Here is a 12,209-nt window from a genome sequence, read left to right on the forward strand (position 1 = left end):
ATTACCAATAAGCAAATTCTACATTAAAAATAAGATAATATCCATCAAACAAAATAGAACATATTGTGAGCTGCCCTAAACTCCTCAATGAGGCTAACTCAATAAAACTCCAGAACTTACAACTCATTCGAATAATATTACATCCGATGATTGGTGATTATACTATATACTTAATATACTTAACATACATCACCAAAATCAACAAGGATGTGCTTATGATCGAAAAAATTAACAACGAGGAAAGGGAATGCAAGAAGGAAAAAGTATATGGAGTTTGATTTTAGCAGAAATAAAAAAGGAAACCTCTGAAGAAGAATTTTATATATGGTTTGAAAATTTATACTTCACAAGTGTAGTTAATGAAAATATACAAATATCTACTCCAAATTCTTTCCACAAAAACCAAGTGGAAAAAAGATTCTCCAAAAGAATAAAAGAAATCTTAGTTGAGAAAGGTTACAAAAGGGCTAACGTCGAATTTACAAGCCAAAACAATGGATCTAATTCTTCCAATATAGAATCTAAAAATCCCCCCTTAAAAGAAATTTTTGTATATCAGGATCTACATGAAAAAAGAGAGCCTTCTAAGAGCTACACCAAAAACATAACAGAAAGGACGTCTAAACATTTCATAAAAGAAGATATGAATACTACATATAAAAATCCCTTTTTAAAAAAAAAATATATATTTGACAATTTCATCGTAGGACCAAATAATAAACTTGCGTACAATGCAAGTTTATCAATTGCAAAAACTCCCGGAAAAAAGTATAATCCGTGTTTAATTTATGGTGGGGTTGGCCTTGGTAAAACACATTTGCTTCAAAGCATAGGAAATAAAGCGGAAGAATTACATAAAGGACTTAAAATACTATATGTAACTGCTGAGAATTTTTTAAACGAGTTCGTAGAAAGCATAAAGACAAACGAGACAAAAAAATTTAAAAAGAAATATCGGTACTTAGATATGCTTTTAATAGACGATATTCATGATTTACAAAAAAAAGAAGGAATACAGGAAGAACTTTTTCACACATTTAATGCTCTTTACGAAGATAACAAACAACTGGTATTTACATGCGACAGGCAACCCTCAGAACTCACAAATTTTACAGATAGATTAAAAAGTAGATTTACAAGAGGATTGAATGTAGATATATCAAAACCCAATTTTGAATTAAGAGTAGCTATTATAGAAAAAAAAGCCGAAGAAGACGGCATTAAAGTTCCAAAAGATATCTTAAACTTAGTTGCTAGGAAAGTCACAACAAATATAAGAGATTTAGAAGCAGCTGTAACAAAATTAAAAGCTCACGTAGACCTTGAAAATATAAAAATTGACACCAACACAGTAGACAAAATTATTAAAGAGATAATAGCTCGCGAAGCAAATGATAAAAACGAACATAACAGTATAAATATTGAAAACATAAAAAAAGTTATACTAGGAGAATTAAAACTCACAAATAAAGACATTGAGGGGAAAAGCAAAAAACCAGAAATTACAAAGGCAAGACATATTTATGCATATCTACTGAGGAATTTTACAGAGCTTTCGACAATTGAAATAGGAAAAATTATAGGAGGCAAAACTCACTCAACAGTGCTCTATTCAATAAATAAGATTGACAAAGAAAGAAATAATGACCTAGAAATTAACAATTTAATCATAGAACTTATGAACAAAATTAACAAAAATTGATAAAATCCACGAAAATTAAAATACTTTTGAACAAATTAAACAAATAATTCGACAGAAAAAATGACAATTCGACAGACAATTTAACACATGTTATTTATTTTAATATATGCAAATAAAAAGAATTAGACAATTCGACAATACTCTACTAACATAACTACTAACAAATATAAAAAACAAACAAACAAAAACTCCATCAAAAAATTAAACTTATCAAAATCGAATAATGATAATATAATAGCCAAGGAGGATGAAATCTTGAATGAAAAATTTATACTGTGCGATACGGAACAAACTTCGAATGAAATTGACAAAGCCAAAAGTATAATTGTGAACAGAAACATAAATGACATCTGGAGTGCAATATTACTTGAGGTCAATAACTCCAATCTTACAATAAAATCAACAGACAGAAATATATTTTTTGAAAGTACGGCTCCGATTGTCTCCACAGAGAATTTCAAGGTATTAATCAATGCTTCAAATTTTTCAGATGCAGTTAAGGCATTAAATCTGTACAATGAACTGAAAATAACTTTTGATGAGAATGAAAATAAACTAAATATCATTGGAGAATCTGAGAATAAGCATACTAACAAGCTAAATGATCACTTGAGTGAACCGACTTTCCCCAGCGATGAAATTGAGAGTTACTACTGTGAAATAAATGGAGAAACTTATAATTTTGCAGTTGAGCTAAGCCAAAACGAGTTTAAGAAGATCATAAATAAGGTTTCGTTTGCGGCGTCCTCAGATGAATCTAAGAACGTTTTAAACGGAGTCTATTTTACGAAGGACAAAGAATCTAGATTGATATTTGTAGCAACCAATGGGCATAGAATGTCTATATACAAAACAGAACTGATATTTGAAGAAGATATTAGCTTCATTATACCCGTTAAAATGTTTAATTTTTTAAGACAAATGATTTCGGGAGAGGGCATGGTAAAGATAAAAGTTTCGAACAAGAAATTTTATGTTGAGTTTAATAACTATAAAATGGCATGCAGTCTCATAAGTGGAAATTATCCCGATTACGAAAGCATCTTACCAAAGGAACAAAAAAACAAATGCTTAACTGAAATTAGCATTTTAAAAGATAAACTCTCAAGAGTGAGTTCCTATACGGATAAAAGAACCAAAAAGGTCATCTTAAGCTTTTTAGCTGATCAATTAAGGCTTGTGGCAGAAGATTTAATTACGGGAAGAAGAGGAGAATTTTTTGTACAAGTTCCCAATTACGAATACGAAGGGGATGAAGAAGTAATAGCTATTAATAGTGCGTATCTTTCCGAAGCAATTAGTGCATTTGATACTTCTAGGTTAGAAATAAAATTCAGTCAAGGGGACGTGTTAAGGCTAGGTGAACCTGGGAATGATGACTTTACGCACTTAATAATGCCTATGATCTTAAATTGACATTTCTTTGACGACAAGATGATCAGTAAAATTGAGCTTCGCAATTTTAAAAACATAGAGAATCAGGTTATCAACCTTAACTTTGACAATGTTTATTTTTGTGGAGAGAACGGGGCGGGAAAAACGAATTTACTTGATGCTATTTATTATCTTGCTTTTGCTTCTTCATTTCTAGTAAACACAGGTAGAGAGCTTATCAGGTACGGAGAAAGGGAGTGCTATTTAAGATGTCATTACAACACCGGTGGGAGTGATGGAGAGATTAGTATATTGCTTAGGAATGAGAAGAAAGAAATAAGGGTTAACAATAGCCTTATAAGGGATAGAAAAGAATTGATACTAAATATACCAGTGATTATTTTTTCAAATTATGACATTGATTTTGTTGTTGGAGCTCCCAATAGGAAGAGATGGTTTTTCGATCAAGCAATAAGTCTTATTTCTTTAAGTTATGTAGATTTTCTTAGGAAATATCGAAAAATTTTAAAACAAAGAAACCTCATATTAAGACAAGGAAATAAAAGCTTGCTTAAAGTTTACAATGAAATTTTTGTTGATTATGCTCTTAAGATAACAAAGATGCGTGCAGATTTTATCAAACACTTTTGTGAAATTTTTAGACGCTACTGTTCTTTAATTTTTGATGTGTCTTATCGTCTAGAAATTAGATATATGCCCTCTGTTAAATGTGGGGAAAGAGATGAATTTTTAAAAACTTTGTTTTTGAATGAGAAAAATGAATTTCTTGCTGGAAAAACCTTAATAGGCCCTCACAGGGACTTATATGAGGTGTTAAATGGTGAGAGGATTTTTACAAACCATTCTTCAACAGGTCAAAACAGATCACTTTCTTTAATTTATAGGCTTGTACAAGTTCTTATTTTCGATAAAAGGAATAGCTCAGCTCCTATTTTGCTTTTTGATGATGTGTTTTTAGAGCTAGATAAAAGAAAGAGAAGAAGAATGTTTGAAATTTTACCGAAGAGCTCTCAGTGTTTTTTTACCTTTCTAGATGATTGTTATGATCTTGGAAGGGATAATAATTTTGTGGTGTACAGGGTTAAAAATGGAAGATTTGAACTTTAAAAAAGCGAGTGATGTACTTAATAAATATTTAAGATCAGATATTGTTCCTAATAAAAACTTAAATGCTAGCTTGGTACTTTCTCAAAATTGGAAGATAATATTTGGCGAGCTTGCAGATGGTATAAAACTATTGGACTTAAAGGACAATAAGGTGTTGTATATTGGAGTTAAGAATTCAAGTGTTTTATATAATATTTCTATGCGGAAATCAAAAATAATAAAATTAATAAAAGAATCTACGGGTGTTGAGGTAGTGGATATAACAGTTTTAATAAGGTGAATTTTGTTGACAATTGTAGTTGTATAATATAACATTACAGTGTTTAATTTATGCATTAGCAGTAAGGAATGTTTTTAATTGGAGGGCTTTTTTGAAGAGGACTTATCAGCCGAGTCGGGTTAAGAGGAACAGAAAGTTTGGGTTTAGGACTAGAATGAAGACTAGAGGGGGGAGACTTATTCTTGCAAGGAGAAGGGCTAAGGGAAGGGCTAGATTAACTGTTTCTGATGAAAAGAAGAAGTATTAGCATAAAAACAAGGGTAGAAATTCAAAACATTTTCAGGAAAGGTAAGTTGATTCGGATGAATGGATTTAGTGTGTTTTATGAGCGTACTAGCTTGGCAATTTCTAGGATACTTGTTACGTTTCCCAGAGTTTTCAAGGGTGCTGTTAGGAGGAATCGTGTTAGGCGCCTCTTTAGGGAATGTTTTAGGGCTCAGTTGCATTTGTTTAAAGGCAGTAGTGTTGATTTTATTTTCTTAATTTCTCCCCAGAAATCTGATGTTAATTATGCTGAAGTGGAAGTGATGATGAGAACTCTAGTTTTGGATATTGCTGAGAGGGAAATGTGGGGCAGAACAAAAGAATTTTAAGGGCTGTTTATTTATCATTGGTTTTTATTGGTATTTTTATGCTTATTAATGACGTCTTCTTTTCCCAGAAAGCTCCCTCTGTGGTGGAAAAAAGGGTTGGTTTTGACTTAAATAAGAGTTTTGATGTTGGTAGTTCTTTGGATGACGAAGATCATGTTTTAGGTTTAAGTGTTAATTCTGAAGATATCAAAGTTGAGACTGGTGTGTACTATGCTACTTTTTCAACGTTTAGGGGAAACTTGACTTCTTTAAGACTTAAGAATCATTTGAATTTAGAAAAGGAACCCACCGAATTGATTAATGCTGGAGAGGCTAGAGAGAGCTTCTACTACGTTAGTTTTGATGGATTGGCTAAAAATTTGTTTTCTTATGAAAAGGTGAATGATTATACACATGATTTTAAAACCAGTATTGAATACAATGGTAAAAATTATGAATACATAAAAAGATATAAATTTTCAAATAAAGATGAGTATTTAATAGAGCTTAAAATCTTGTTAAATGGTCTTGACTCTGGCAGTAAGTTTGATATTAATTCTTATAGATTTGTATTAAATTCTGATGTTGAAAAATTGAGTGATAGAGGTAAGCTTCAATACAGCGGCTATTTATCTCATGCTGTTTATTATGATACTAAGCTTAGGTATGGCAAAGATGGTCTTGATGTTGTCGGTCCTAAATGGGCGGGGGCTAGCACCAAGTATTTTGAGGTTTTGGTTTCAAAGGAGGATGTGGATGTTGAGTTTAGAAATGAGAATGGGATTTTAAGGACTTTCATTTTAAACAAAGTAGATAGTAGGGGTATTGACGATAGCTTTTATATCTATGCAGGCCCTAGGGATAATAAGTACTTAGATGTTTTTGATAGAGAATATGAAAACAGTTTTGGCTTGTCTGGTATGGAGTTTGGTATGTCTGTTGAGAAGAGTTTGTTATATTTTATTCAAGTTCCCATGCAACTGATAATGCAAATTTTTTATAATGTTATTCCTAACTGGGGGCTTTCAATAATGTTTTTGACAATTGTTGTAAGGATCCTTATATTCCCCTTGACTTTTAAGGGGTTTAGGGCCACAGCGGAGCTTTCTAAACTGCAGCCTAGGATGAAAGAGATACAGGCTAAGTTTAAGAATGATCCTAGGAGATTAAATGAGGAAATGGGCAAGCTTTACAAGGAGGAGGGTGTTAATCCTATTGGTGGATGTTTTCCTATTCTTTTACAGCTTCCTGTGTTTTTTGCTCTTTATGGTCTTGTAAATAATTTCTTTTTATTAAGAGGAGCTAGTTTTGTTCCAGGTTGGGTTGATGATTTATCAATTGGGGATAGCGTATATTATTTTGGGTATAAGGTTCTCTTCTGGACAGATATTAGGATTCTGCCCTTTATTATGATGTTTACTCAGTTATTTTCTACAATTGTTAGCTCTAATGTTGATCTTAAAAATCTTGGTGGTCAACAAAAGTTTTTATATTTTGGAATGCCCATTATGTTTTTTTTCATACTTTATGATATGCCGTCAGGGCTTTTAATTTATTGGGTTACAACAAATATCTTCACCATTCTACAGCAATACTACATAAAGAAAAATATGTCTTAAGGAGGAATAAATGAGTTACGAATTTTATGGAAAAACAGAACAAGAAGCTATTAAAAAGGCAATGAGGGATCTTGATTTAAGAGAAGGGGAATTTGATGTAGAGATTTTAGATAAGGAAAAAGTTGGATTTTTGTTTAAAAAAGAGATGATTAAAATAAGAGTCTCTCCTCACGCAAGAGAGGAAGATAGAAGTTCTGGGGTTAAGTATAGTGAAGATGTTTATGGTAAGGTTTTGAATTTTGTTAAGGGTACAATAGATAGGATGGGGTATTGTGCTGATTTAAAGATTGAATCTAGTGAGGGTGAGTACATTAAAATCTCTATTGAGACAGACAGTCCCAGTATATTAATTGGAAGAGAGGGAAGGAATTTGGATGCTTTACAGCTTTTGGCTAATATTTATGCATCTAAGCTTGTTGGGCAGAATGGTAATTTTAATAAGGTAATACTAGATATTGAAGACTATAGGGAGAGGTTTAAGTCAAGGTTTATTAATTTAGCGATAACTTCTTTTCATAAGGTAAAAAGAAGCAGACGGTCTGTCCTTTTACCAACAATGAATCCTTTTGAGAGAAGAATTATTCACACTACTTTAAATCGTTATAGTGATGTTAAAACAGAAAGTGAGGGGGATGGAAACTTAAAGAGAGTAAGAATTTCTTATGTAAGAAACAGTAAGTACAATGGTAATGTTCGTAATTATCAAAGAAGAGGATATTAAAAAGAGCAAAGCTTGTGGCTTTTGGAGCTGAAGCTTTTGGTTAGTTGACTTTCATCTATTAGGGGTTAGTGTTGCTCGATTAGATGTTAGGGGTGTTGCTTGTGTGGTGTTACTAAGGGATTGATGTATGAGAGTGTTTTTAACAGGTATTGCGGGATTTATTGGGTTTCATGTGGCCAAAAGGCTTGTTGGTGATGGGCATGAGGTCTTGGGCGTGGATGTATTGAATAACTATTATGACCCTGACTTAAAATATGAGAGACTGGAAGTTTTGGGATTGAAATGCGGGGAGATGAAGAGTGGGAAGATTATTAAGAGCAACAGGCATGGTGGTTTGAGTTTTGTTTGTCTTGATATTCTAGACAAAGGAAAAATATTAGATCTTTTTTCTCAGCATAAATTTACTCATGTTTGCCATTTAGCAGCTCAAGCGGGGATTAGAGATAGTATGGAAAATCCCGATAGTTATGTCTCAGTTAACATTGTTGGGTTTTTTAATGTCCTAGATGCGTGTAGGGTATACAAAGAAAATATCAAACATTTTGTTTATGCCTCGACCTCTGCTGTTTATGGAATGAATGAAAGCATGCCTTCAGATGAGGATGGCATTACAGATCATCCTTTAAATTTGTATGCGGCTAGTAAAAAGGCTAATGAAGTAATAGCACATGCTTATAGTTCATCTTTTGGTATCCCAACAACGGGTTTACGTTTTTTTACGGTGTATGGTCCTTATGGCAGGCCCGATATGGCGCTGTATCTGTTCGCAGATGGGATTTTAAAAAATACTGCTATTGATGTTTTTAATAATGGCAACATGGCTAGGGATTTCACGTATGTGGATGATGTTGTGGGTGGTATTTATAGTGTACTTAAAAAACCTTCTGAGAGTGATTCCACTTTTGATACAAAAAATCCTAATTCTTCAAGTTCTCTTGCACCATACAAAATATATAATATAGGGACGGGACATGCTACTAAACTGATAGATTTTATTGATGAACTTGAGGTAAATCTTGGAAATAAGGCTTTGAAAAATTTTTTGCCTATGCAGAAAGCAGATGTTGTAGAGAGTTGTTGTGATATTTTAAAGCTTAAAAATGATTTTGCTTACAGGCCTTTGACTTCCATTAAAGAGGGAATAAAAAAATTTGCAAATTGGTATAAATCTAAAGTAACTTAGACAGTCTTTGTTGTGGAATGAACTGGCTCTGTTTATGTTCATAGGAGTTTTGTTTTAATCTTTTTAATCTAGAGTCGCTTTTGGGGTTTGGGTGTATAATGTAGATAAATGTAGATATATGTTATAAGGAGGGTCTAGGTGGGTGTGTTAGACAAGATTAAGCCTGGTGTGGTTTACGGTAAGGATTTGCATGCTCTGTATGAAATATGTAAGAGCGAAGGGTTTGCTATCCCTGCAATTAATTGCATAGGTACGAATTCAATTAATGCTGTTTTGGAGGCTGCTAGGGAAATAAATTCTCCTATCATGATACAGTTTTCAAATAGCGGTTCTGCTTTTGTTGCTGGTAAGGGATTGAAGGTTGAAAAACCTCAAGGGACTTCTGTGCTTGGAGCCATTTCTGGGGCTTTACATGTTCATTTGATGGCTGAGCACTACGGTGTTCCTGTTGTGCTTCATACGGACCACTGTGCAAAAAAGTTAATTCCTTGGGTTGAAGGTCTTTTGGAGTATGGGGAGAAATATTATATGGAACATGGGAAGCCTTTATTTTCTTCACATATGTTAGATTTATCAGAAGAGACAATTAAGGAAAATATTGAGATATCTAAGAAATTTTTGGAGCGAATGGACAAAATTGAAATGTTTTTAGAGATCGAACTTGGAATTACTGGTGGCGAGGAAGACGGTGTTGATAATTCGAATCGGGCTCCTCAAGAATTATTTTCAACTCCTGAGGATATTTACTATGGATATTCTGAGCTTATGGGGGTTAGTCCTAATTTCCAAATTGCTGCGGCTTTTGGAAACGTGCACGGAGTTTATAAGCCTGGGAATGTTCAACTTACTCCTAAGGTGTTAAGAGATGGCCAAGCTTACGTTATATCTAGGACAGGAACAAGTAATCCGAAGCCTGTTTCATATGTGTTTCATGGGGGATCTGGATCTACTATAGAAGAGATTAATGAGGCACTCTCTTATGGTGTTATTAAGATGAACATCGACACGGATACCCAATGGGCTGCTTGGGAAGGTGTATTGAATTATTATAAAAAGAATGAAGATAGATTACAGGGCCAACTTGGAGATGGGAAGGATGCTGATGTTCCAAATAAAAAATTTTATGATCCAAGGGTGTGGCTTAGAGAGTCTGAAGTTAGTATGAAAGAGCGTGTTAAGCTTGCATGCAGGAATCTTAATAACGTTAACAGAAATTGAAATGAGTATAACAAAAATAAGCAAATAAGTTTTGTCGCCTGAGGGGCGACTTTTTTGTATAATAAATACACATAAATGACCTTCTGATCATAATCAATGCGTAATCTGTTCTTTCATTGTTGTTTTTTCTGTCTTTTATGTTTTAATATGTGAGGTAGGTGTTTGGTATATTTTTTGCATAGTCTTATGCATGAAGTGATAAGATAGGAGGCGTATATGTGGTTGACAAATTATAAGAAAAGTTTTCTAGATTTTTTGAATGATGATTTTGATTTTATGAGCCCTAAAGGGATTCAAGATGTTCCAGTCAATATTAAGGATGAGGGAAGCTCATTTATTATTGAGGCTTACTTGCCAGGGATCAAGAAAGAGGATGTGTCCATTTCACTGAAAAATGATTATTTGACAATAAGTTATGAGAGCAAGGACGAGGCTGAGGAAAAAAATGATAAGTACCTAAGGGTAGAAAGAAGAGACATCTCTTTCTCAAGAAGTTTTAGGCTGTCTGGCAATATTGACCAGAACAAAATCAAGTCTGAACTAAAAGATGGAGTGTTAAATATTAATCTTCCTAAAAAGACTGAGGTTATTGAGAAAGCTCAAGAGAAAAAGATTTCAATCGAATAAATTAAGTAAGGGTGCCACTAGGCATCCTTACTTTTATAATTTTCAAGCTTTAAATTTAGTTCTGTTAGTTGTTCATCCGAGATTTCAGAGGGAGAGTTGTCAAGAGGGCTTGCTGCAAATGAGTTTTTTGGGAAAAGTATTACGTCTTTTATTGAACTCGAGTTTGTCATCAGCATTAATAGACGATCGACCCCAATTGCTATTCCACCATGAATGGGGGCTCCGTATTCCAATGCCTTTAAAAAGAATCCAAATCTCTCTTTTGCTACTGTGTCATTAAACTCCACTATATTAAAAATTCTTTGTTGAAGTTCTCTCGTATGTATTCTGATAGATCCAGACCCGAGTTCCATTCCGTTTAATACAAGGTCATACACTTCGCCTAAAACCTTGCTAGGATCCTTTTCTAGAGTATTAATGTATCTTTTTTGAGGAAGAGAGAACATATGGTGAGCTGCTTTGTATCTCTTTTTGTCCTCGTCGTATTCAAACATAGGAAAATCGTTGACCCATAAGAACTCAAATGCATTTTTTCTTACTAAGTTGAGCTCGTTTGCGATCTTTATTCTAATTTGCCCCATGGCTTTGCAAGCAGTTTCCCATAAATCAGATATAAAGAATATGATATCGTTATTTTTCAAAGAATAATTTTCAATTAAAATTGGTTCTATATCAGTTAAGAATTTGGCAATTCCACCCGTAAATTTATTGTTTTCTATTTTTGTAAAATAAAGATTACGAGTCTTGTAAAGTTTAGCATGTTCCTCCAATTTACTAATCCTAGCTCTTGAGAAATTATGAGCTTCATTTTTGACTATAAGTGCTTTTATTGTATTCTTATTTTTCAGTGCTTCTTTGAATACATTGAATGAAGATTTCTTAAGGAGACGACTCATATCTTGTATTAGTAATTCATACCTCGTATCCGGTTTGTCACTTCCATAGATATTCATTGCATCCTTATAGGATATTCTTCTAAATTTTCTGGGAAGCTTAATATTGAGTGCCTGTTTGAAAACGCAACAGATAAGGGCTTCCATTAGCTTAAAGATATTTTCTTTCTTTATAAAACTCATTTCCAGGTCAAGTTGTGTGAATTCTGGTTGTCTATCTCCCCTTGAGTCTTCATCCCTGTAGCATCTAGCTATTTGGAAATATTTATCAAAACCAGCTATCATTGCAAGTTGTTTATAAATTTGCGGTGATTGTGGTAATGCGTAGAACTGTCCCTTGTGTATTCTTGATGGCACTAAAAAGTCTCTTGCACCCTCTGGAGTTGACCTTACAAAGGTTGGAGTTTCTAGTTCCAAGAAATCTTTCTTTGTTAAGTGAGACCTAATTATTTGTATTACCCTGCTTCTTAGTATTATTTTTTGTTTTTGTTCTTCTCTTCTTAAATCTAAATATCTGTATTCAAGCTTCGCGTTATCACTTGCATTATTATTGTCTCCAATCATAAAGGGTAATTCATTGCATCTTGAGATTACTTCTATGTTTTCTGCAAGTATTTCAAAGGCTCCTGTTCTCATTTCTTTATTTAAAAGCTCTACAGGTCTGAGTTCTAATTTCCCCTGTACCTTAATGCAGTATTCCATCTTGATGTGAGATACTCTTCCCAGCAGATTCTCATCGTTTACAAGTACCTGTGCTTCATCATATCTATCTCTAATGTTGATAAAAGCAACTTTTCCATGATGTCTAATTTTTTTGACCCAAGCATTTATTTCTATTCTCTTATTTACAAGCTTATCGTTTATTTGATTGCATCTAATGACTTTAAACATA

At 33.3% G+C, this 12,209-nt stretch carries 12 protein-coding genes; 11 read left to right on the plus strand and 1 reads right to left on the minus strand.

The genetic code is table 11. The annotated features are described in order from the left end of the window. Positions 1-247: 247 nt before the first annotated feature. The 11 genes from dnaA (at position 248) to QYZ68_RS02265 (ending at position 10,424) form a co-directional block, all read left to right on the plus strand. Positions 248-1,702, plus strand: a complete 1,455-nt coding sequence (gene dnaA, locus QYZ68_RS02215; RefSeq protein WP_301383951.1) for a chromosomal replication initiator protein DnaA — start codon at positions 248-250, stop codon at positions 1,700-1,702. Positions 1,703-1,954: 252 nt separating this feature from the next. Continuing rightward, positions 1,955-3,118, plus strand: coding sequence for a DNA polymerase III subunit beta (gene dnaN / locus QYZ68_RS02220; RefSeq protein WP_301384423.1), 1,164 nt, complete (start codon positions 1,955-1,957; stop codon positions 3,116-3,118). A gap of 18 nt (positions 3,119-3,136) precedes the next feature. After that, positions 3,137-4,204, plus strand: a complete 1,068-nt coding sequence (gene recF / locus QYZ68_RS02225) for a DNA replication/repair protein RecF (protein ID WP_301383952.1) — start codon at positions 3,137-3,139, stop codon at positions 4,202-4,204. Continuing rightward, the gene (locus QYZ68_RS02230; RefSeq protein ID WP_301383953.1) at positions 4,185-4,484 is read left to right on the plus strand and encodes a DciA family protein; all 300 of its coding nucleotides are present in this window, start codon (positions 4,185-4,187) and stop codon (positions 4,482-4,484) included. The genes recF and QYZ68_RS02230 overlap by 20 nt, the downstream gene beginning before the upstream one ends. Positions 4,485-4,575: 91 nt before the next feature. After that, the gene (rpmH, locus tag QYZ68_RS02235) at positions 4,576-4,731 is read left to right on the plus strand and encodes a 50S ribosomal protein L34 (protein ID WP_301383954.1); all 156 of its coding nucleotides are present in this window, start codon (positions 4,576-4,578) and stop codon (positions 4,729-4,731) included. Next, entirely contained in the window at positions 4,712-5,077 is a 366-nt protein-coding gene (gene rnpA, locus QYZ68_RS02240) for a ribonuclease P protein component (protein ID WP_301383955.1), read from the plus strand. Before rpmH ends, rnpA begins: the two co-directional genes overlap by 20 nt. Further along, complete coding sequence (gene yidC / locus QYZ68_RS02245; RefSeq protein WP_301383956.1) at positions 5,053-6,675, plus strand: membrane protein insertase YidC; 1,623 nt, start codon at positions 5,053-5,055, stop codon at positions 6,673-6,675. The genes rnpA and yidC overlap by 25 nt, the downstream gene beginning before the upstream one ends. A gap of 10 nt (positions 6,676-6,685) precedes the next feature. Beyond that, the gene (gene jag / locus QYZ68_RS02250; protein ID WP_301383957.1) at positions 6,686-7,396 is read left to right on the plus strand and encodes an RNA-binding cell elongation regulator Jag/EloR; all 711 of its coding nucleotides are present in this window, start codon (positions 6,686-6,688) and stop codon (positions 7,394-7,396) included. Positions 7,397-7,523: 127 nt separating this feature from the next. After that, the gene (locus QYZ68_RS02255) at positions 7,524-8,579 is read left to right on the plus strand and encodes an NAD-dependent epimerase (RefSeq protein ID WP_301383958.1); all 1,056 of its coding nucleotides are present in this window, start codon (positions 7,524-7,526) and stop codon (positions 8,577-8,579) included. 138 nt (positions 8,580-8,717) lie between these two features. Beyond that, entirely contained in the window at positions 8,718-9,797 is a 1,080-nt protein-coding gene (gene fbaA, locus QYZ68_RS02260) for a class II fructose-bisphosphate aldolase (protein ID WP_301383959.1), read from the plus strand. 216 nt (positions 9,798-10,013) lie between these two features. After that, positions 10,014-10,424: an Hsp20/alpha crystallin family protein gene (locus QYZ68_RS02265; RefSeq protein ID WP_301383960.1), complete on the plus strand. Its 411-nt coding sequence runs from the start codon at positions 10,014-10,016 to the stop codon at positions 10,422-10,424. Positions 10,425-10,441: 17 nt separating this feature from the next. On the opposite strand, the gene aspS is transcribed toward QYZ68_RS02265, so the two are convergent. After that, positions 10,442-12,208 (minus strand): aspartate--tRNA ligase, encoded by a 1,767-nt coding sequence (gene aspS / locus QYZ68_RS02270; protein WP_301383961.1) that lies wholly within the window; start codon positions 12,206-12,208, stop codon positions 10,442-10,444. Position 12,209 lies beyond the last annotated feature (1 nt).

This window comes from Borrelia sp. P9F1, from assembly GCF_030436115.1.
Lineage (GTDB): Bacteria > Spirochaetota > Spirochaetia > Borreliales > Borreliaceae > Borrelia.